The following is a 21,777-nucleotide window of genomic DNA, read 5'->3' on the forward strand; positions in this document are numbered from 1 at the left end:
CACGCCACGGCCACCACCCCCGCCACCACAACGGCCCACCGCCGCCACCCCGACCGAGACTGCCCCTGCTGTCGCTGCATCGATAACTCTCCATGAACTCCACCCGGCACCGTCGCCGAAGTGTCCTCGGCCTCAATAGCGGTTCGACATGAGACATGCCACAGCTGCTGGCCTACCGTAGAGTAACACGATTACCGGCACATATGAATCCGACTGGTCTCAGATTCAGGGCCGGTTCGCGTTCATCGCCCGTCGGACTCGACCGAGGGTCGGCCCACACCCACCCGGTGAACGCGCCACCGCCGCGCAGCCGCCGGATGCCGGCGGCGGCCCGGCGGTCGCTGGTGTCAGTGCCGGATGGGCGGAAACAGTGCGGTTTCGGCGTGCGGGCCTACCAGCTCACCGGCAGCTCGTACACCCCGTAGGCGAGCCGGTCGTGCTTGAACTGGACTTCCTCGAACGGAATGGCCAAGCGCAGCGTGGGAATCCGCCGCACCAGCGTCCGGAAGACGATCTGCAGTTCAGCCCTGGCCAGCTGCTGCCCGACACACTGATGCGGGCCGAATCCGAACCCCAGATGCTGGGCGGCGGGCCTGCGCAGATCCAGCTGATCCGGCTGCTCCCAGGCCTTCTCGTCCCAGTTGGCCGGAGCGAGGTCGAAGATCAGGCCGTCACCCGCGCGGACGGTCTCGCCCGCGATCTCGATGTCCTCGATCGCGACGCGCCGCTGGCCGTTCTGGATGATGCTCAGGTAGCGCAGCAGTTCCTCGACCGCGTTGACCACGATCTTCGGATCGTCGGTATCGCGCAGCAGGGCGAATTGATCGGGATTGCGCATCAGGGCCAGGGCACCGAGCGAGATCATGTTGGCGCTCGTCTCGTGCCCGGCGATCAGCAGGCCGGTGCCCAGCTGCGCGGCCTCCTTCATGTCGATCTCACCGGCGCGGACCCGCTCGGCGATATCGGACACCACGTCCTCGGCGGGGCTTTCCAGCTTCTTCTTGACCAGTTCGACCAGGTACCGCGCCAGCCCGGCGCGACCGTCGGCGGCCTGCTCCTTGGTCGCGTACCGATCGACGTTGACGGTGGCGTGCTTCTGGAAGAACTCGTGGTCCTCGTAGGGCACGCCGAGCATCTCGCTGATCATCAGCGTCGGCACCGGCAGGGCCAGCGCCTCGACGAGATCGCCGGGTTGCGGTCCGGCCAGCAGCCGGTCGATGTGCTCGTCGGTGATCTGCTGGATGACCGGCCGCAGCGCCTCCACCCGCTTGAAGGTGAACGGCTTGGTCAGCATCCGCCGGTACCGGCTGTGCTCCTCGCCGTCGGTGGTGAACAGCGACTTCGGCCTGCTGTCGACGATCGCCGCCATTCCCTCGTTCCAGTGCGGGAAGCCGGGGCGATGATCGTCCACGCTGACCCTCGGATCCGACATCAGGGTCTTGAACTCGGCGTATCCGGTGACCAGCCAGGGTGTGCTGCCGTCCCAGATCCGGACGCGGTTGAGCGGCTTGGTCTTGCCGAGCCGCAACGCCTCCGGCGGCGGCGCGAACGGGCACCCGGTCGAGCGGGGCATGGGATAGTCGGGGACCTCCGTGGCTGAGGCGGTCGTTTCGGTCAGTGCTTCGGACACTGTGCACTCCTGGGTGATCGGCTGCGGCGAACCGCAGGCTGCCGGTTCATTCCTCGATGTGGATGGCCATGGCCGGGCAGACCGCCGCGGCCTGGCGCACGTCCTCGGCGAGTTCGTCCGGCGGGTTCTCGTCGAGCAGGACGACGATGCCGTCCTCGTCTCGCTGGTCGAACACATCGGCCGCGTGCATGACGCAATGCCCGGCCGCGACGCATTTGACTTGGTCGACAGTCACTTTCATCGGGACCTTCTTCCTACGGGGAATGAGCTGGGGTAGAGGGCGAGGTGAGCAGCGCGTGCGCCTGCGCCAACTGCTGCCGCTGGATCCGGGCCTGCTTGGGCATGTTCCAGCCCAGCACCGCGGTGACGGCGCCGCCTCGCTCGTACCGCGCGACGAACCGGCCGTCGGCCGGATCTCCGTCGACGACGGTCACCTGCGCGTCGGCCGTGATGGTCCCGTACACCTGGATCTTGGTGGTGAATTGGTCGGTCCAGAAGTACGGAATCGGTTGATACGCCCGCTCGGCGCCGAGAATGTTGGCCGCCACCACGCCCGCCTGTTCGGTCGCGTTGGTGCGGTTCTCCAGACGGAGTGTCGTCCCCAGGGCCGGATGATGCCAGCGGGCGACGTCACCGGCCGCGTAGATGCCGTCGGCGGCGCGGCAGCGCTCGTCGCACACAACGCCGTCGGCGAGCGAGAGCCCGCTGCCGACGAGCCAGTCGGTGGCGGGCACCGCCCCGATCGCGACCACCACCAGATCCGCGGGCAGGGTCTCGGAGTTCTCCAGGACGACTCCGGTGACCTGGCCGCCGCGGCCGGTGAGGCCGGAGACGCCGACGCCGAGCCGCAGGCGCACTCCGCTGCCGGTGTGCAGGTCGGCGAGCAGTCCGGCGGCGAAACCGCCGAGCTGAGCCGCCATCGGAGCGCGCTGCGGACCGGTCATCGTGACGTCGTGACGGGTTTGCCTCGCGGTGGCGGCGATCTCCGCGCCGAGCACACCCTCCCCCACCACAACCACGCGCGCTCGGGCCGCCAGGTCGTCGCGCAACCCGAGGGCGTCGTCCAGCGTGCGCAGCACATGGACCCCGCGCGATCCGGGCGGCGCGGGCAGCATCCTCGGGGCGGCCCCGGTGGCGATCACGATATGGTCCGCTGTCACCGCGCCGGTCGTCGTGTGGACGGTGCGGCTGGTGACGTCGAGGGCGGTGGCGCGACAGCCGAGCACGAGGTCGGCGTCCAGTCCGGCCAGCATGCGCGGTGCGCGCAACAGCGTCCGCTCGGGCCGCCAGGCGCCGGAGAGGATCTGCTTGGACAGCGGCGGACGATCGTAGGGCAGGTGCGGCTCACCGCCCAGCAGGGTGATGCGCTCCCGATATCCTTCCCTGCGCAGCGCCTCCACAACGGCCAGGCCCGCGGCCGAGGCACCGACGACGAGAACTCCGGTGCGGCGGGTCATCGCGGCCCCGCCGCCAGCGATTGCTCCGCCGGTTTCCTGTGCGGTTTCAGCGGTTTGCCTGCGACCGTGCCGCCGTCCACCGGCAACACGGTTCCGGTGACGTACCGGGATCGGTCACCGCCGAAATAGACGGCTACCTCCGCGACGTCCTCGGGTGTGCCGTCGCGCCGTAACGGGCGGTCGGCCTCCATGGACTCGCGCACCGCCTTGGTGAACCGCTCGCTGAGCTCCGCGGACATCTTCGTGGCCGAGGAGGCGAGCAACGGGGTCGGTATATTGCCGGGCGCGATGCAGTTGACGCGAATGCCGAACTGCGCCAATTCGATCGCCGCCGATTTCGTGAAATGCACGACCGCCGCCTTGGACGCACGGTAGCTCTGCACTCCCCCGCCCGCCTGGATGCCGCCGACCGAGGACACGTTGACGATCGATCCGCCGCCGTTGTCGGCCATGTGCCGGGCCGCGAAGCGGGTGCCCGCCATGACGCCGAGCAGGTTCACGCCGAGGACGCGGTGGAAGTCGGCGAGATCGTCGTGCAGCAGGCTCTTGTGCATCGTGCCCGAGATGCCCGCGTTGTTGCACATCACGTGCAGCCCGCCGAAGGTCCGCACCGCGGTGTCGACCAGCCGCTCGACCTGCTCCGGGTCGGCGACGTCGGTCTGCTGGAACACCGCGGCCGCACCGTAGCCTGCCACCGAGGCCGCGCCACGCTCGAGATCCACATCGGCGACCACGACGCGTGCGCCTTCGGCGACGAACCGCGCCACCGTCGCGCTGCCGATTCCCGACGCGCCGCCGGTGACGATGGCGACCTTGCCCGCCAATTCGTCGGTCATGGGTTCATTCCTTTCGTTTCGGTCCGGCCGGAGCCGTACCCGCGACTGGGGTCGGCAGACCCGGGCGTGCGCCGTTCGGCTTCTCGGCCGGGCCGGGCTGCTCGCGCAGGAAGGTCAGCAGCAGGTCGTTGACGACCTCCGGCTGCTCGATCTGCGGGCAGTGCCCCGCGTCCGGCACGACGACCGCGCGCCCGTCCGGGATCTGCTCCGCGATCTGCGCGGACCACCCGGCAGGCAGCAACTTGTCGCGGGCGCCTTCGACGACGAGGGCGGGAACGTGGATGCGCTCGTAGGGGCGCTTGCTCGACGGAGCGGGCGGCGCCTCGGCGCCAGGGCGGCGAAATCGCGCCGCCGCCAGGGCCTCCCACGCGCCGGGGGCGATGCTCGATTCGTACCGCCTGCGCACATAGGCTTCGTCGGCGGGGAAGGACTCGGCATAGAACAGTGCTCGGACGATGGCGCGCATCCCGGGAAGCGTGGCGTCGTAGTCGTAGAGCGCCTGCATGTGCTCGTTGCGCTGGATTTCGCCGCCGCCGCAGATCGCCACCAAGCTGCGCATCGGAAGCTTCGGCGCGGTCGAGGTCGCGTCGACGAGGAGATTGATCGCGCCCATGGAATTGCCGATGAAGTGCGCCGACTCGATGCCGAGGACGGCGAGGAATCGGGCGATGTGCCGGATGCGCAGGCCGCGGCCGTCGTTGAAGTCGATCACTTTCGCCGACCCGCCGAAACCCAGCATGTCCGGCGCCACGACCCGGTAGCGGCGGGCGAGAGCGTCGATGGTGTGCTCCCAGCCCAGTTCCGCGCATACGCCGAATTCGCCGCCGTGCAGCAGCACGACCGGTTCGCCAGATCCCGCTTCCAGATACGCGGTTGTCGAGCCGTCCACCACGACGGTTCTGCGCTGCGCGATCACGACATGCTCCCTATCCGGTCGTCGGTGTGCGGTGGCCGCGGCGCGAAGGTTCGCGCGCCGGAGCGGGCCGAAGTGTCCGACAGCGGGATCCGTTCGACGACGCGCACCTGCTCCGGCTCGAGCGATGCCTCGGCCACGTCGCTGAGCAATCGGATCTCGCGCATGGCGAGTGCGTCGAGGATGTCGAAGGCCGACTGGAGATCACTGTGGCCGACCGGATGCGCCTCGGCACAGCGGTTTTCGCCCTCGGTGGCGCAGGCGCGCAACGTATCCCGCACGGCGGTGCTGCGCGCGCGGACGTAGACGAGCACGCCGTCTCCGGCGCGCGCGATCCGATCCAGCGCTTCTTCGAGTTTCGCCCGGCAACCGCAGTGCCGGGAACCGAACACGTCACCGGCGAGGCACTCGAAATGCAGGCGCACCAGCGGCGCGCTGCCCGCGGCCGGGTCGCCGTGGACGAACGCGACGTGTTCGCGATCCAGCCCGTCGGTGAAGCCGATCGCCCGGAACTCTCCCATCGGCAGCGGGATACGAGCCACTCCGCGACGCTTCACCCGGCACAGCTCGCGCCGGCGGTAAGCGACCAGATCGTCGATGGACACCACCGGAAACCCATGTGCGCGACCGAGTTCGAGCAGCTCGGCGCGCCCGGCTTGTTCGCCGTCGGAGCCGCAGACCTCACACAGCACGCCGACCGGCGCCATTCCGGCCAGCTCGACCAGGTCGGCCGCCGCCTCCGGGCGCGCGGGCACTGACAGCACGCCGCCCGCGGCGCAGCCGAGCGGGAAGACGTGTCCGGGCCGGGCGAACGTGGCCGGTGTGCTCGCCGGGTCGGCGAGCGCGCGAATGGTCCGGGCGCGCCGGGAGGCACTGACACCGCTTGCTCCGGCCAGTCCCACCGACACCCGGAACAGCTCGCGGTCCGGGCCGGTGGCGGTCGGGTCGGCGGGGGGTATCCCGAGGACGTCGAGCGCCGCCGAGCGCATCGACACGTGGATCAGTCCGCACCCGAGGGTGGCCATGACGTTCGCCGCTTCGGCGGTCGTGCACTCGGCCGCCATCACCAGATCGCCCCGGCACACACCGTCCGCCTCGTCCAGGACGAGGATCATCCGCCCGGACCGGAGGGCGGCCGTGGCCTCGGCCACCCTGGTCGGGCCGTTCGGCCGGGGCGAAGCCGTCATGCCAGTGCCCCACCGGCCGGAGCGAAGGTCAGCACCTGGGTGGCGAGCAGATCGAGCTGGGCGCTGACGGCGTCGTCGGTCAGCCTGCCATCGGCATCCCAGATCGGCTCCGCGGAATTGATCGCGACGCCGAGCGGGGTGGGCCACGCCCGCAACGCGTGACCGATCACCCGCAGCTGGCCGAGAGTTCCCACGGCGGCCTGCCATCCGTACGCGCAGGTGATGCAGCCCCACGGTTTGTTGTCCAGGTACACCGTCGCGTCGCCGCGTAGGTCCTCGATGTAGTCCAGGGCGTTCTTCACCAAGCCGGAAACGCCGCCGTGGTACCCGGGCGAGCCGATCACCACGGCGTCCGCGCGACGCAGCGCCTCCACCAGCGCGGTCGCCTTCTCGGTGCGGACCGGGTCGTGCGGGTTGTACATCGGCAGGTTGATCTCCTCGCCGCAGAACAGCGCGGTGCGCCCGCCGTGGCGCTCGACGGCAGCCAGGCAGTGCCGCAGCGCTTGCTCCGTGGACGAGCCCGCCCGCAACGTGCCGCCGATGCCGACGACGAACGGTCGTCCGTCCGCGGCCACCTCGGTGGCGCTCGCACGTGTCGTGCCTGCGGTCATGACCGAAACCTCGTTCTTTCCTCGGGTCCTACTTGATGGCTATCGGGTTGATGGGCGATCCGACGGCGCCGATGACGCGCAACGGCGGTGCGATCAGCTGGAATTCGTAGACGCCGTCCGCGGCGCAGTCGGCCGCGAGCGCGGTGAGGTCCCAGTACTCGCCGAGCATCAGGCCCATGTCCCGCAGACAGAGCATGTGCATCGGCAGGAACGTGCCGTCCACTCCGGACACCGGGTCCTCGACCATCAGGTTGTCCGCGGCCACGGCCGCTATCTCGCGTTCGTGCAGCCAGGTGGCACACCGCCAGTCCAGGCCCGAGTAGGGCTCGGTGCCGTCGCCCGCTTCCAGGAAGCGGGCCCACCACCCGGTGCGGATCAGCAGGATGTCACCGCGGCCGACCTCGACCCCTTGCGCCCTGACGACCTCGTCCAGCTCGTCCGGCGTGATCGGATCGCCCGCTTCCAGGAAGGTGTCGGCGCCCCGGTGCCGAACCAAGTCCAGCAACACACCTCTGGTCGTGATGCCTTTGCCGTCGACTTTGTCGATGCCGCAGTGATATGCGCCGAGGCTGGTGACCGAGCTGGCCGGGAAACCGTTGTACAGGTGATCGTCGTAGTAGACGTGCGACAGCGCGTCCCACTGCGTAGCCGCCTGCAGCGGCATGATGATCAGGTCGTCGTTGAAGCGGAACGGGTTGTCCTCGAAGAAGCCGCTGAGTTCCCGTCCGACGCTGTTGCGCAACCACTTCGGGCCGTATTCGGTCAGCGTCGCCGCGTCGCCGCCGTCCACGGTCATGACGTGCACCGGGTTGTGCCGGAACTTGAACGCCCCTTGCGGCCCGGACGAGCCGAAGTCGACGCCGAGCGGGAACACCCGCCCGTGCCGCACCAGGCGCGCCGCCTGAGCGACCTTGTCCGGGGTGATGAAGTTGAGCGTGCCGAGTTCGTCGGCGGCGCCCCATCGGCCCCAATTGCGCACACCGTCGGCGACACGCCGGAATTCCGTCAGATCGGCCACGATGATTCTCCTTCCACGCTGATTGCTCGGATGCCCGCGATCACGAGCCGAGGTCGACACCGGCGATCCGGGCGCCCACGTTGCCGCCGTCGACCCAGAGCACCTGGCCGGTCACGTAACTCGCCGCCCGGCTGTTGAGGAACAGCAGGGCGGCCGCCTGTTCGGCCGGTTCGGAGACCCGGCCCAGCGGCTTGGGAATGGTGTCGAGATACTCGGAGCCGTATGCCGAGCGCAGCTGTTCCAGGATGGGTGTCTCCGTCACCCCCGGGCCGGTGCAGTTGATCCGGATGCCGCGCGCACCGAAGGCGACGGCGTTGCGCATCGTGTAGTAGATGATCGCTTCCTTCGACAGCCGATAGCCGCCGTCGGCCACGGCGTCGGGATGGTCTTCGCACCAAGCGATTCCGGTCTGCATGTCCGCGGTCTCCAGCAGGCCGCCGACCTGTTCGCGGTGCTCGAGATAGCCCGCCGCCGCGAGCGAGGACACGCTCGCGATGGCGGCGCCGTGGCCCATCGACCGCGCGATCGCTTCGGTGCAGTGCCGCAGGCCGAGAAAATTGATCGTGACCACACGGATCGGGTCACCGATGCCCGAGGAGACGCCCGCGACGTTGAACAAGGCGTCCACCGGTCCGCCGAGCGCGGCGACGGCCCGGTCGATCGATGCGGCATCGGCCATGTCCATCCGGTGGAATTCGTCGAGCGCACCGGTCGGCTCCACCAGGTCCAGTCCGACCACCCGGCCACCGAGTTCGGTGACCTGGCCGGCCACGCACGCGCCGATCCCGGAGGAGCAACCGGTCACGACGACCCGCCTGCCGTCGTAGCGCCACAGCTCATCGGCTCGTTCCACCTCGGGCACCTCGTCTTTCTCCGCTGTCGTCCGGTCACGCCCGCGCGGTCGGGTCGCGGCCGCGCGGGCCGCTGGTCACTGCGCTTCTTCCTTGGCGCGCTGCGCGGCTTGGACCCGGCCCTCGTTGATCTCGGCCATGGCTTCGGGGATCTCGCTCGCGGTGAAGCTGCCGCCGCGGCCGGTGGGCAGGCCGCCGAACGCGTAGTTCTCGTCGAACGCGGGCGAGGGCAACGGCTTACGCCGCGCTTCGACCTTCTCGATGACCGGCTCGAGCCGCTTCGCTTTCGCGGCGACCGCTTTCTCGTCGCGCTCGATGAACTCCGGCAGCACCTGCTTGCCCATCAGCTCGATGGACTCCATGGTGGCCTCGTGGCTGCGCGGATTCAGCAGCAGGATGATCTCGTCGACGCCGCTCTCCTCGTAGCCGCGCAGGAATTCGCGCACGGTGTCCGGCGATCCGATGGCGCCCCGGCCCGGACCGTAGGCCAGCGTCTCGTCCTCCTTCACCGCGTCGAGGTAGCGCTCCCAGACGCCGGTGCGGCCCGGCGTGTGCTGGCCGGTCATGTAGTAGTGCATGATCCCGAAGGAGAAGAAGCCGCCACCGAGCCCGAGCCGCTGCAGAGCCTGTTCGTCGGTGGGCGCGACCATCATCGACAGGTCGCCGCCGATGGCCAGGATGTTCGGATTGAGCACCGGCAGCCAGGGCTCGGCCTTGTCCTCGAACTCCTGGTAGTACCCGCGGACCCGGTCCGCCAGCGGCCCCGGTCCGGTGTAGGCGAAGCTCAGCGCGCCCGCGCCCAGCCGCGCCGCCATCTGGACCGACGAAGGCCGGGTACACGCCACCCACACCGGCGGGTGCGCGCGCTGGTGCGGCTTCGGAATCACGTTGCGCGCGGGCATCTCGATGTGCTCGCCTTCGAATCCGGTGAACGGCTCCTCGACCATGCAGCGGATGGCGACCTCCAAGGCCTCCTCCCACTGCCCGCGCTTGTCGGCGGGATCGATGGTGAAACCGCCGAGTTCACCCACCGACGACGACTCACCGGTACCGAACTCCACCCGTCCATCGGAGATGAGGTCGAGCGTGGCGACGCGTTCGGCGACCCGTGCCGGATGGTTGATCGCCGGGGGCAGGTGCATGACGCCGAAGCCGAGCCGGATGTCCTTGGTCCGCTGGCTGGCGGCGGCGAGGAAGATCTCCGGCGCCGTCGAGTGGCAGTACTCCTCGAGGAAGTGGTGCTCGGTCAACCAGACGGTGGAGAATCCGGCCCGGTCGGCGGCCTCCACCTCCGCGAGCCCTTCCTTGAACAGCTGCCGCTCGTCGTCCGGGACCCACGGCCGCGGCAGCGCGAATTCGTAGAACAGGGATATCTTCATTTACTTCCTCCGATGGAATCGAACGTCGAGTCGGTGCGGGCTGATTCGGTGTCCTGCGCCGCCCCGGTGTCGCGGTCGGCTTTTCCGGCCAGGTGCTCGACCGCGAGGTAGCCGAACGTCATCGCGGGCCCGATCGTGGCGCCCGCGCCCGCGTAGCTGCGGCACATGACCGCAGCGGAGGTGTTGCCCACGGCGTAGAGACCCGGGATAACGGTGTCGTCGGGCCGCAGCACCCGCGCGTGCTCGTCGGTGCGCAGGCCGCCCGAGGTACCGAGATCGCCGAGGATCATCCGGAAGGCGTAGTACGGCGGTTTGCCCAGCGGATACAGATTGGGATTGGGCAGCGTGGGATCGCCGTAATAGTTGTCGTAAACGCTGTCGCCGCGCTGGAAGTCGTCGTCGTGGCCCTTGCGCGCGAGTTCGTCGAACCGCGTCGCGGTGGCGCGCAGGCGCTCTTCGGGTACGCCGATCTTCGCCGCGAGCTCCGTCCAGGAGTTGGCGGCCACCACGACACCCGAGTCCAGCCACGCCTGCGGGATCTTCCGCCCGGTCGGCACCGGCGCGAACGGGATCTTCGGCAGCGGCAGATGCCCCGCGACGACGTACCGGCGCCAGGACCGCACGTCGGTGATCAGCCAGCTCGGGATGTGCGGGGTCCCCGATTTCTGGCCCTCGATCATCGCGTGGCCGAAATCCATGTACGGCGCGGCCTCGTTGATGTACCGCTCGCCCGCGCCGTTGACGATGAACTGGGCGGGCATCATGCGCTCGTTCAGCATGAATTGCAGCCGGCCGTCGGGCCATTGGACGGCGGGGAACCACCATGCCTCGTCGAGCAGGTCGGTGGCCGCGCCGACCTGCTGCCCGGCGCGGATACCGTCGCCCATGGACTCCGGATTGCCGAAGCTCCAATCCTGCTCCACCACCGGCTGGTGCTCCTTGCGCCAGGCCATGTCGTGATCGAATCCGCCGGACGCGAGGATCACCCCGCGCTCGGCGCGGATTCGCAGCTTCTGCCCGCCTTTCTCGACCACCGCTCCCACCACGCCGCCGTCGGCCCCGGTGATCAGGGAGGTCATCGGCGCGCTCAGCCAGAGCGGAATGTCGCGCTCCCGCAGCGCCAGTCGCAGCCGGGCCACCAGGGACTGCCCGATGGCGGCGATCCGGTCGCCGAACACCCGGGCGCGGAACATCCGCCACACCAGCTTCACCAGGACGGCCTTGCCGCGCCAGGACTGGCGCACCTGGTAGAACAACCGGAGATCCTTGGGTCCCAGCCAGATACCCTTCGGGGCCAGAGCCAGCGGACGCAGCAGGTATTGCTCTTCCTCGCCGAGCTCGCGCAGATCGATCGGCGGCACGTTGATGGTGCTGCCCTGCGCGGAACCGCCGGGCAGTTCCGGGTAGTAGTCGGCGTAGCCGGGCTTCCACACGAACTCCAGCCACGGACTGCGCCGCTCCAGGAATTCCATCATCTCCGGCGCCTTGGTGACGTAGGCCCGCAGGCGCGCGTCACCGACCGAACCCTCGGTGATCGCGCGCAGATACTCGACCACCCCCTCCGGATCGGGCGAGTAGCCGTCGCGCTTCTGGGCTGGCGCGCCGGGCACCCAGATTCCGCCGCCCGACAGTGCGGTGGATCCGCCGTAGTACGCCGCTTTCTCCACCACCAGGGTGGACAGTCCGGCCGCCTCGGCGGCGAGCGCGGCGGTCAGCCCGCCGCCGCCGGAGCCGACGATCAGCACATCGACGGAATGGTCGAAAGCCGCGTGGGCCCCGGTGTTTCCGGGTTGCTCGGTGGTACCGGACGCGGGCGCGTCGGTCGGTTCGGATGTCACGCTCGCCTCCTGGCGGTCGATTCGTTGTCCTGGTCGCGTTCCGGCAGGGCGGTTCGCACGGCGAATCCGGCGATCAGCGCGGGCGCGGAGCGGTAATAGCGCGCGATTGTCCGGTACGGCCCCTGAGCCGCGAGGGCCGCGAAGGCGGCGACCCAGGTGCGGACCTCGTGCCCGGAGTTGCCCGCCGCCTCGGTGATCTCCGCGTTGGACCAGTCGTCGAACTCGCCGAGCCGACCCCGGTCGAGGATGTCGAGGAAGCGCCGGTCCCACTCGGGGTTCAGCGGCCGCAGCCAGCCGCGCCCGGCGGCGAATTCGCGCGCGGCTTCGATCACCCTCTCCTGCCGCGCATTCCGCTGCTGCGGGGTCATGTGCCCGCCGTGCACGATCCGTTCCAGCACCGGTCCGGTGGCCGTGGCGAGCGCGGGCACGGGCGGGTCGTGGGAGAGCCCACCGGAGCCGAGCACCAGCACCCGCTTGTCCAGTGTCGCCAAGTGCGCGCCGACGGCCGCGCCCAGCGCACGGGCGCGATGCAGCGGCCCCAGCGGCACGGCCACCGAGTTGACGAAGATCGGGACGACCGGTCGCGCCGTCGCGTCGCCGAGCAGCCGCTGCAACGGCTGCACGGTCCCGTGGTCGACGTCCATCGTCAGCGAGACCGCGACGTCGACCCCGGCGGCGAGCACCGCCTCGGCCAGTTCGGTAGCCCGCTCGGCGGGGACGTCGAGCGGCCCGGCGTGCGTACCGTAGTCACCGACTCCGGTGGCCGCCGCCGCGATGCAGAACGGCGGCATGAGCTTGTAGAAGAACCCGTTGTAGTGATCGGGCGCGAACACCACGACCAGTTCGGGGTCGAAGGCACGCACGAACCGCGCCGCCCCGTCGAGCGCCGACTCGATGTCGTCGAGCAGCTCCCGTTCCGGGCCGGGGAGATCAAGAAGAGGGCTGTGCGAGACGCAGCACAGGGCCAGCGGCATCATTTCCTCCCTGCAGCAAGTCGAGAGTGTCGAGCAGGTCGGCGCTCAGTTCCGGCGCCAGCTGCGCGATGGACGCGCCCGCCACACAGCGGTCGGGCCGCAGGAACAGCACCGAGTCGCGCTGGCCGTCGAACCAGCGCTTCAGCGCTCCGGTTCGGTCGCCCACCACCACGACGTCCGGGTCGTCGTGGCCGGTCCAGTGCAGCTGGGCGGACGGTCGAGCTTCGAAGAACCGCGCTCCCAGGGCTTTCCACCGTTCGAACGCCGCCGCGCCGAGCACTTCGCGGGGCCGGTTGTTCCAGCACAGCACGGCGAACCATGGGCCGAGCACCTCGTCGAGCCGCACGTCGGCGCGGTCCCTGGTGTCCACCCGGGGCTGCACGAACAGGGTGCCGACCGACGAGGCCGGTGAGCGGGACCAGCCGTGCACCACCGCGCCGCGCTCGTAGCGCGGCATCGGCTTGAACCGCATGCCGAGCACGTAGCGCTTCACCGGAGGAATCGCGGCGGCCGCGCGAACCAGCACGTCCCGCACCGCCGCGACCTTGCGATCGGTCGGCGAAATCACCCGCCCGACCATCGTCGACAGATCGATCATGGCCCTGGCGTGCTTGCGCCGTTCCAGGTCGTAGCTGTCGAGCAGACCGTCGCCCGCTTGCCCGCGAACGACCGCGGCGAGTTTCCATCCGAGGTTCGCCGCGTCCCGGATGCCGCTGTTGTAGCCCTGCCCCTGCCACACCGGCATCAGGTGCGCGGCGTCGCCGGCCAGCAGCAGGCGGCCGCGCCGGAAGGCGCCCGCGATCCGGGAATGGTGCGTGTAGACCCGGCGCCGGATGACCTCGAGCCGCTCGGGATGCGGGACGAACGGCGCGACCATCTTCGCCACGAACGCCGGATCCTCGGCCAGTTCGTCGGGCTCGTCGTCGTGGATCATGAACTCGAAGCGCCGGATGCCGTGCGCGATCGACACCGACACGTTGGGCCGCGCCGGATCGGCCGCGACCTCGATGTTCGGGTGCCCCAAGGGATCCGAGGCCAGGTCGACCACCAGCCAGCGAGTCGGCGACGTCGTCCCTTCGAACGAGACCCCCATCTGCCGCCGCGTGGCGCTGCGCCCGCCGTCGCAGCCCACCACGTATCGGGCGGTCACCGCGGACGGCCCGCTGTCGGTGGCCAGTTCGGCCGTCACCTGCCCGCCGGAGTCCGCGCACGAGGTCATGGACGTCCCCCAGGCCACCTCGACCTGCGGGAAACGGTCCAGTCCGGCAAGCAGTTCGGCGTCGACCATCGGCTGGACGAATCCGTTGCGTTTCGGCCAGCCGAACTGCTCGTCGGTCGGCGCGATCTCGGCCAGGAGCCTGCGGCGGTTGTCGACGAACCGCATGATCTGGTTCGGCGTGGTGTGCGGCAGGACGCGGTCGACCAAGCCGATCGCCTGGAACGTCCGCAGTGACTCGTCGTCCAGGCCGACGCCGCGCGGGTAGTCGATGAGCGTCGGGCGTTCTTCGACCACCCGGGTGCGCACCCCGTACATCCCGAGCATGTTGGCCAGCGTCAGACCCACCGGGCCCGCACCGACCACGAGCACGTCGACGTCGGTCGGCGTGCTGGGAGAAGTCTGCTCGGCCACGGTCAGCCGCCCAGCAGGAAATCGAGGTGCAGGGCGTTGAAAGTCTTGGCGTCCTCGTACTGCGGCCAGTGCCCGCAGTCGGCCATCACCTCGAATCGCGCACGGGGGATCATCGACGCGATCCGCCTGCCCTCGCCGACGTCGGCGGTGGGGTCGTCGCTGGTCCACAACACGAGCGTCGGCGCGGAAATTCGGCCGTATTCGGCGGGGCCCAGCAGGTTTCGCTGCCGGATCTCCGGGTCCTGCAACGCCATGATGTCGCGCATGGCCGTGACGAAGCCGGGCTGGCGGTAGATGCGCTGCCTGCTGGCGACCACGTCGTCGTAGTCCTTCGACTTGTCCGCCATCAGCCACTTGATCCTGGCCTGCACCGTCTCCCAGGCGGGGTCGGCGGCGGCCGCCATCGACAGCGTGACGATGCGCCGCATCACCTCCGGGTCGGCCTGCGACCCGCCCGCGGTGTTGAGCACCAAGCGCTCGACGCGCTCCGGATGGTCGATCGCCACGCGGGCGGCCACCCAGCCGCCCAGTGATTCTCCGCTGACGGATGCGCGCCGCACGCCGACCGCGTCGAGGAATCCGATGACGTGCTCGACGTAGTGCGAGATCTCCAGCGGATGACCGGGCTTGCCGGTGTAGCCGTGCCCGAGCATGTCGATCGACCACGTCGAGAAGTGCGCGGCGTGTGACTCCAGATTGCGGACATACGCCTCGGCATGCCCGCCGGACCCGTGCAGCAGAACGAGAGCCGGGTAGGTGGGATCGCCCGCATGTAGGTAGCGGGTTCGGACGCCGCCGACCTCCAGGTATCCCTGTGTGAAAGGGACGCCCTGAAGATCGCTCCAGATGCTCTCGTACTCCGGCAACTCGTAACCTCCGTAGAACCCCGGCCGGTGCGCCGCCGACGCGGCGAATCCGGCCCGATGTCGTTCGCTGTGTTCAGATCTCGACCGATTTGCCGGTCGCCGCGGCGTACCCGGCGCGGAAACCCCACACCATCCCGGGACCGATGGTTCCGCCCGCTCCGCCGTAGGCCCGCCCGGTCACACCGGCCATGGCGTTGCCCGCCGCAAACAGACCGGGGATGACCGCCCCGCTGACGTGCCGGACCCTTCCGTCCCGGTCGGTTCGCGGGCCGCCTTTCGTTCCCATCGCGCCCACGGTGACCGGCACGGCGTAGTACGGGGCGGTGTCGATCGGGCCGAGGGTGCGCCCGGCGACAGTGGCGGCGCGCTCGTCGCCCCACCAGCCGTCGTAGGCGCTCGAGCCGCGCCCGAAATCGGGGTCGGCCTCGGCGGCGACGTGGCGGTTCCACGCGGCGACGGTCGCGGCGAGCCCATCGGGATCGATGCCGGCCCTGGCCGCGAGTTCGGCGAGATCCGCGGATTCGCGGAACCATTCGGGGACCGGATCGCCGGGGGCGACGCCGAGGAAGCCGTACCGGCGCAGGTGGACGGCGTCGAAGACGATCCAGCCGGGGTCGTTGACGTAACCGCCCTTGGGATCGAGATAGTGGAAGGCGCCCGCCATCGAGTTGTACTCCGACGCCTCGTTGACGAACCGCTTGCCCGCGCGATTGACCATGATGCTGCGCGGGCGCGTCCGTTCCAGGCGCACACTGCGACTGCGCGGCTTGCCGTCGATGGTGTCGCCGGGAATCCGCACGATCGGCACCCACCAGGCTTCGCTCATCGTGCCGAGGTCCGCGCCGTGCGCCATCGCCATGCGCAGCCCGTCTCCGGTGTTGTTCGGCGGCGACACGGCGCCGTGCATGGGTCCACGCAAGTAGGAGCGGACCAGGACCGGGTCCCACTCGAATCCGCCGGTCGCCAGGACGACACCGCCGCGCGCCCGGACCGTCGATTCGCCTGCGGCCGTGACGATCCGGACCCCGCTGATCGCCCCGTCCTCGGCGATCAGTTCCGTCGCCCTGACCCCGGTCCGTGGCACGACTCCGGCGTCGAGCACCCCCGCGAGCAACCCTGCGATGAGGGCGGTTCCCGCCACGCAGAGATCGGCCGACTCGTCGGCGACCGTCGCGTGCAGCCGGGCCCGCGTCTCGGCGTCGAACCCCACGTTGCTCCAGTCCGCGGGAAAGGCGGTGATGCGGTCGCGCCATTCGCCGAGCCGGGCCGGATCGAACGCGACCGGGCTCAGCGATCGCCCGCCGCCCGGCCTGCCGCCGGGCAGCTCCGGTTTGTAATCCGGGAAGCCCTCGGCGATCTCGAAACGCACACCGCTGTGCGCCTCGACGAAGTCCACCATCGCCGCGCCGGTACGCACGAAGACCTCGACCAGCTCGTCGTCCATCGAGTCCAGGGATTGGGCGTGCAGGTAGCTCAGCGCGTCGGCCACACTCAGCGGTCCGTCGGCGCTGCGGTCGTGGGCGGGGATCCACGCGATCCCGCCCGACACCGCGCTCGTTCCGCCGACCGTGGCCGCCTTCTCGAATACGGCGACCGACGCCCCGTGCACCGCCGCGCTCAGAGCGGCGGTCAGGCCGGCGGCGCCGCTGCCGAGGACCACGACATCGACCTCGACGTCCGCCGTCGTGGCGGATCGTTCCTGCTGCTGCGAAGGCACTGCGCGATTCCTTTCGGCTGGACGGGCAAGCCCCGGGCCCACCGGCTCCGCTCATCCGAGCCGAACGCGGCGGGCGCTTCGAAGCCCTCACCGGGCCGAGAACCCGGGAGACGAGACCGCGCGGATTCGACGTGGCGCGGCCGACCCCGAGGCTTCCGCCCGGAGGAATTCATGTGGGGGAATCACGGAGCCGACCGGGACGGGCGGATGCTTCGAGCGGCTCACCAGCGGCGCCCGAGGTTCGCGAGACCTCCATTTGCAACTGAGAAGAATGGTATTCTCATCGAGCGGATGTGGCAATCCTTTCGCGGAGGAGATGTTTCTGCACCTTGCCGCTCGCCGTCCGCGGATAGTCCTCGACCTCGAACAACCGCTCCGGCCACTTCTGACGCGCGATGCCCGCCGCCGCGAAATGCGCTCGCACCTCGTCCATGGACGGCAGCGCGCGCCCAGGACGGACACGCAGCACCGCGCCGACCGCCTCCCCGAAGCGCTCGTCGGGCACGGCGACGACCACCGCTTCGGCGATCGCGGGCAACTCGGCGAGCACCTCTTCCACTTCCAGCGCGCTGACGTTCTCGCCCCCGCGAATGATCACGTCGGACTTGCGGTCGGCGATCGTCAGGCAGCCGTCCGCGTCCAGGACGCCGATGTCGCCGGTGTGGTACCAGCCGTCGTCGTCGAAGGCGGAGGCGGTGAGCTCGGGATCGGTGTAGCCGAGGCACAGATCCGGCCCGCGGCTGAGGATTTCGCCGTCCTCGGCCAACCGGATCTCGACACCCGGCATCGGCCTGCCGTCGGTGGTGAGTCGTTCCCGTTCCGGAGCCGTGTACCGGGACGCGGTGATCGACGGGTGTTCGGTGCTGCCGTAGGCGCGGAAGGGAACGAGGCCCATATCCGCGAGCCTGCGAGTCACCGAGACCGGGACCGCGGAGCCACCGAGTCCGACGTACCGGACGTGGCGGAGGTGATCGGGGGTGAACTCCGGATGATCGAGCAGGCTGGTGACGAAGTAGGGCGGTCCGCCGCCCACCGAGAGGCCATCGCTGCGCATCAGGGCCAGCGCACGGCCGGGATCCCAGACATCCGTCAGATGCACCGGTTTGGCGTGCAGCACCGGGATCAGGAACGCCCCGACCATGCCGATGAAATGCCCCACCGGGGTGGCCGTGAGCTGCTTGCCCCGATCCAGTTCGTTCTGCTCGGCGAGCTGCCTTGCTTCACATCCCAGCGTCTGATGGCTGTGCACGACGCCCTTCGGGGCGCTGGTGGTTCCCGAGGTGAAAGCGATCAGGGCGGGACTCGCCGGATCCACGGCGATCACCCCCGCCATCGGCTCGTCGGCGAGCAACTCCTCGAAGTCGATCTCCACCAGGCCGACCAGCGGGACCCGGGCGCTCACCTCGGGGTCGAAGCTCAGCTTGCCGAACCGGTGCACCGTGATGAACACCGCGGGCCGGACGACGTCGAGTATGTGCGCGACCTCCTTGCGCCCGTAGAAATGGACGATCGGCACCACCACCGCGCCGAGCAGCGCGCAGGCCCAGAAGGCCGCGGCGGCCTCCATCCAGTTGGGCAGCTGGAAAGCGATCGCGTCACCCGGACGCACGCCGCGCGTCCGCAACCCCGCGGCCAGCCTGCGAGCCACCCGCTCGACATCGGCGAAGGTGCCCGACCACGGGCGCACATCGGAATGGACTCGGAACTCGACCCCGGGGGCCGCCGCGAGACCTCGGCTCAGCAGCTCACCCAGCGTCTCCCGCCGCCACCAGCCTTCCCGCTCGTAGCGGGCTCTCAATTGCTCGGGGACCGTTCGCATCTCGACTCTCACTCACTACTCGGGCACGGCACGCGCGCGACCCTTCGACATCGGCGGCAACAACCGGGTCGCAGGACGGCAGTCGGCCGCCGGGCCGGAGCAGCCCGCGCCCATGATCGACGGAAATATCATTCTCCCCAACTGAAAGTAGTACATCCGCCACAGTCGATCGGGAGTTGCTGGAAATAGACCACTCCACCCGGAAGGCACACAGCGACTCCGTGATCGCCGACGAGATCCACGGGGCGCACGAGGCTTGCAGTGAATCTTTCGGTAGAGTACCGTTCTCATCAATGGCAAGTATAATTCTTGCCAGCGAGACGGCGGGTCGACCACGAGCTCGGCAAGCGAGCCATGCGCCCGGACAGCCCCGGCCGCGAGGCCGCCGCCCGGTGCACGGCAGACGGACCGCCTGCCCATCCCCGGGCTCACCGCAGCGTGTGCGCCTCGGCATCGCGGCAGACGCGTCACCCGTCGTCACCGCGTGGCCGTCGTGGGCCATCGAAGAGAACGGAAGGTTCAGCTGTGGGACGTGTCGAGGGCAAGGTCGCGTTCATCACCGGCGCGGCGCGCGGGCAGGGCCGCAGTCACGCGGTGCGCCTGGCCGAGGAGGGCGCCGACATCATCGCGGTCGACCTCTGCGAGGACATCGCGACCATCGGTTACGCGCTTGCGACGCCGGAGGACCTGGAGGAGACCGCGAACCTGGTCGGCAAGGCCGGACGGCGCGTCTTCGCCGCGAAGGCCGATGTGCGCAACGCCGAGCAGTTGCAGGCCGCGCTGGAGAACGGTATCCGCGAGCTGGGCCGGCTCGACATCGTCGTGGCCCAGGCGGGTATCGCGGGCATGAAGGGCGAACCGCAATTGCAGGCGTGGTCCGACGTGATCAACACCAACCTGATCGGCACCATCAACGCGATCCAGGTCTCGCTGCCGCACCTCGCCGAGGGCGCTTCGATCATCGCGACCGGCTCCACCGCCTCACTCATCGACATCTCGAAGATCGACCAGCCGGGCAAAGATCTCGGCGGCATGGCGTACGTGCACTCGAAGCGGGCGCTGACGGCCTACGTCTACGAGCTGTCGCGCCATCTGGCCCCGCGCGGCATCCGCGCCAACGTCGTTCACCCGACGAACTGCAATACCCCGATGCTGCAGAGCGAGCCGATGTATCGCTCGTTCCGTCCCGACCTCGAGCATCCGACCCGCGCCGACGCCGAACCCGCCTTCGGCGTGCAGCAGGCCATGCGCATCCCGTACGTGGAGCCCGAGGACATCAGCAACGCCATCGTCTACCTCGCCTCCGAAGAGGCCAGATACGTGACCGGCCTGCAAATTCGGGTGGACGGCGGCGGCTACCTGAAGTGGTACGACTACCACATCTGATCGGCGCAGGCCCGCGAACCCACCACGAGTGCGGAGGAACCATCAGTGAAGGTCCGAGTCGATCCGGATCGGTGTCAGGGACACACCCTGTGCGCGATCAACGCACCGGCGGCATTCGAGCTCAGCGACGTCGACGGACACGCGACGGCCATCGCCGGCGAAGTCCCGTCCGATCAGCGGGAGCAGGTGCGTGAAGCCGTGCGATCGTGCCCGGAGCGCGCCATATCCCTCTCCTGAACGCCCCGTCGCCGTCGTGCCGGCGCGCCGAATTCCGTGAGCAGCAGAGGAACATCATCGTGAGCAGTGACGACGCGGTCGCCGATCAGGACCGCAAGAAGAACCGGTACCACTTCGACCGCCACACCCCGGAATACCGGCACCGGTTCCAGGAGATCACCGAGGAACTGCACGCGAAGTGCCCGATCGCGTGGAGCGACACCTACGACGGTCACTGGGTGGCCAGCGGCGGCAACGCGGTCTTCGAGCTCGCCCGCTGCCCGCACGTCTCCAACGATCACGATCTGCACGGAGAACGCAAGGGCTACAAGGGAATCTCCATTCCGCCCGCCCGGCGCGCACAGGTCGTTCGTGGCGGCATGCTGGAGATGGACGATCCGGAGCACCGGCTCTACCGCCAGGTGCTCAATCCCTACCTCTCCCCCGCTGCGGTCCGGCGCTGGGAGCCGGTGATCGATGAGATCGTGCGGGCCAGTCTGGACGAGAAGATCGAGAGCGGGCGAATCGACTTCGTCGACGACCTCGCCAACGTCGTCCCGGCCGTGCTGACCTTGGCCATGCTCGGTATTCCGTTGCGGCAGTGGTCCATCTACAGCGAGCCGGTGCACGCCTCGGTGTACACGCCGGAGGATTCGCCGGACGCGGCGCGGGTGGCCGAGATGCACCGCGCGATGGGCATCGACCTGCTGACCAACCTCGCCGAGATCAAGCAGAATCCGCGCCCCGGCCTGGTGCGCGCGCTGACCGAGCTGCACATCGACGGCGAGCCCGCACCGGACATCGAACTTCTCGGGATGCTCGGCCTGATCATCGGCGGCGGATTCGACACCACCACCGCGCTCACCGCGCACTCGCTGGAATGGCTGTCCGACCACCCGGACCAACGCGAGCTGCTCAGCCGCGAGCGCGAGACCCTGCTCGACTCGGCCACCGAGGAGTTCCTGCGTTTCTTCACGCCCGCGCCGGGTGACGGGCGCACCATCTCGGCCGACTGCGTCGTCGAGGACACCCGCTTCCAAGAGGGTGAACGCCTGTGGCTTTCCTGGGCGATGGCCAACCGCGATCCCGCGATCTTCCCCGATCCGAACGAGGTGGTGCTGGATCGCAAGGGCAACCGGCACTTCAGCTTCGGCCTCGGCGTGCATCGCTGCATCGGGTCGAACGTCGCGCGCACCGTATTCAAGTCCATGCTCACCGCTGTGCTCGACCGGATGCCCGACTACCGCTGCGATCCCGAGGGCACCGTGCACTACGAGACCATCGGGGTCATCCAGGGCATGCGACACCTGCCCGCCACCTTCACGCCGGGACCGCGCCTGGGCGCCGGGCTGGAGGAGACCCTGGAGAAACTGCAGCGGATCTGTGACGAGCAGCAACTGGCGGCGCCGGTGACCGAGCGCCCCGACATCGCGCGGATCGACTGACGTG

19 protein-coding genes are annotated in these 21,777 nt (G+C 69.4%); 3 read left to right on the forward strand and 16 right to left on the reverse strand.

The window, feature by feature from the left end; genetic code table 11:
* Positions 1 to 391: 391 nt before the first annotated feature.
* The 16 genes from IU450_RS36920 to IU450_RS36995 all read right to left on the reverse strand — a co-directional run bounded on the left by IU450_RS36920 (position 392) and on the right by IU450_RS36995 (position 18,726).
* Complete coding sequence (locus IU450_RS36920) at positions 392 to 1,630, reverse strand: cytochrome P450 (RefSeq protein ID WP_195154360.1); 1,239 nt, start codon at positions 1,628 to 1,630, stop codon at positions 392 to 394.
* 46 nt (positions 1,631 to 1,676) lie between these two features.
* Positions 1,677 to 1,871, reverse strand: a complete 195-nt coding sequence (locus IU450_RS36925; RefSeq protein WP_043701659.1) for a ferredoxin — start codon at positions 1,869 to 1,871, stop codon at positions 1,677 to 1,679.
* 13 nt (positions 1,872 to 1,884) lie between these two features.
* A complete protein-coding gene (locus IU450_RS36930) occupies positions 1,885 to 3,087 on the reverse strand; it encodes an NAD(P)/FAD-dependent oxidoreductase (protein WP_195154361.1) in 1,203 nt (400 codons plus the stop codon).
* Positions 3,084 to 3,923, reverse strand: a complete 840-nt coding sequence (locus IU450_RS36935) for an SDR family NAD(P)-dependent oxidoreductase (protein ID WP_195154362.1) — start codon at positions 3,921 to 3,923, stop codon at positions 3,084 to 3,086. Before IU450_RS36935 ends, IU450_RS36930 begins: the two co-directional genes overlap by 4 nt.
* Positions 3,924 to 3,927: 4 nt before the next feature.
* Positions 3,928 to 4,839 carry an alpha/beta fold hydrolase gene (locus IU450_RS36940; RefSeq protein WP_195154363.1) on the reverse strand — a complete coding sequence of 304 codons (912 nt, stop codon included), beginning with the start codon at positions 4,837 to 4,839 and terminating at the stop codon, positions 3,928 to 3,930.
* Positions 4,836 to 6,023 (reverse strand): 3,4-dihydroxy-2-butanone-4-phosphate synthase, encoded by a 1,188-nt coding sequence (locus IU450_RS36945; RefSeq protein ID WP_195154364.1) that lies wholly within the window; start codon positions 6,021 to 6,023, stop codon positions 4,836 to 4,838. The genes IU450_RS36940 and IU450_RS36945 overlap by 4 nt, the downstream gene beginning before the upstream one ends.
* Positions 6,020 to 6,634: an NADPH-dependent FMN reductase gene (locus IU450_RS36950; protein ID WP_195154365.1), complete on the reverse strand. Its 615-nt coding sequence runs from the start codon at positions 6,632 to 6,634 to the stop codon at positions 6,020 to 6,022. Before IU450_RS36950 ends, IU450_RS36945 begins: the two co-directional genes overlap by 4 nt.
* A gap of 28 nt (positions 6,635 to 6,662) precedes the next feature.
* On the reverse strand, positions 6,663 to 7,652 hold the full coding sequence (locus IU450_RS36955; protein ID WP_195154366.1) for a cyclase family protein: 990 nt from the start codon (positions 7,650 to 7,652) through the stop codon (positions 6,663 to 6,665).
* A gap of 40 nt (positions 7,653 to 7,692) precedes the next feature.
* Positions 7,693 to 8,505, reverse strand: coding sequence for a coniferyl-alcohol dehydrogenase (locus IU450_RS36960; protein WP_195154367.1), 813 nt, complete (start codon positions 8,503 to 8,505; stop codon positions 7,693 to 7,695).
* Between the two features lie 75 nt (positions 8,506 to 8,580).
* Positions 8,581 to 9,882: an LLM class flavin-dependent oxidoreductase gene (locus IU450_RS36965; RefSeq protein WP_195154368.1), complete on the reverse strand. Its 1,302-nt coding sequence runs from the start codon at positions 9,880 to 9,882 to the stop codon at positions 8,581 to 8,583.
* Entirely contained in the window at positions 9,879 to 11,720 is a 1,842-nt protein-coding gene (locus tag IU450_RS36970; protein WP_195154369.1) for an FAD-binding protein, read from the reverse strand. The genes IU450_RS36965 and IU450_RS36970 overlap by 4 nt, the downstream gene beginning before the upstream one ends.
* Entirely contained in the window at positions 11,717 to 12,697 is a 981-nt protein-coding gene (locus IU450_RS36975) for a 3-carboxyethylcatechol 2,3-dioxygenase (protein ID WP_416382940.1), read from the reverse strand. The genes IU450_RS36970 and IU450_RS36975 overlap by 4 nt, the downstream gene beginning before the upstream one ends.
* Positions 12,651 to 14,324 (reverse strand): bifunctional 3-(3-hydroxy-phenyl)propionate/3-hydroxycinnamic acid hydroxylase, encoded by a 1,674-nt coding sequence (locus tag IU450_RS36980; protein ID WP_195154371.1) that lies wholly within the window; start codon positions 14,322 to 14,324, stop codon positions 12,651 to 12,653. Before IU450_RS36980 ends, IU450_RS36975 begins: the two co-directional genes overlap by 47 nt.
* A gap of 2 nt (positions 14,325 to 14,326) precedes the next feature.
* Positions 14,327 to 15,190, reverse strand: coding sequence for an alpha/beta fold hydrolase (locus IU450_RS36985; protein WP_195154372.1), 864 nt, complete (start codon positions 15,188 to 15,190; stop codon positions 14,327 to 14,329).
* A gap of 73 nt (positions 15,191 to 15,263) precedes the next feature.
* A complete protein-coding gene (locus tag IU450_RS36990; protein WP_195154373.1) occupies positions 15,264 to 16,907 on the reverse strand; it encodes an FAD-dependent oxidoreductase in 1,644 nt (547 codons plus the stop codon).
* A gap of 280 nt (positions 16,908 to 17,187) precedes the next feature.
* Positions 17,188 to 18,726, reverse strand: coding sequence for an AMP-binding protein (locus IU450_RS36995; RefSeq protein ID WP_195154374.1), 1,539 nt, complete (start codon positions 18,724 to 18,726; stop codon positions 17,188 to 17,190).
* Between the two features lie 525 nt (positions 18,727 to 19,251).
* Here IU450_RS36995 and IU450_RS37000 point away from each other — a divergent pair.
* From IU450_RS37000 to IU450_RS37010, 3 genes are read left to right on the forward strand one after another with little or no spacing between them, the layout of a single operon-like run.
* A complete protein-coding gene (locus tag IU450_RS37000) occupies positions 19,252 to 20,112 on the forward strand; it encodes a mycofactocin-coupled SDR family oxidoreductase (RefSeq protein WP_195154375.1) in 861 nt (286 codons plus the stop codon).
* Between the two features lie 45 nt (positions 20,113 to 20,157).
* Positions 20,158 to 20,349, forward strand: a complete 192-nt coding sequence (locus tag IU450_RS37005; RefSeq protein ID WP_195154376.1) for a ferredoxin — start codon at positions 20,158 to 20,160, stop codon at positions 20,347 to 20,349.
* A 59-nt stretch (positions 20,350 to 20,408) separates the two neighbouring features.
* Positions 20,409 to 21,773, forward strand: coding sequence for a cytochrome P450 (locus tag IU450_RS37010; RefSeq protein WP_195154377.1), 1,365 nt, complete (start codon positions 20,409 to 20,411; stop codon positions 21,771 to 21,773).
* Positions 21,774 to 21,777 lie beyond the last annotated feature (4 nt).

The organism is Nocardia abscessus, from assembly GCF_015477775.1.
Taxonomy (GTDB): domain Bacteria; phylum Actinomycetota; class Actinomycetes; order Mycobacteriales; family Mycobacteriaceae; genus Nocardia; species Nocardia abscessus_A.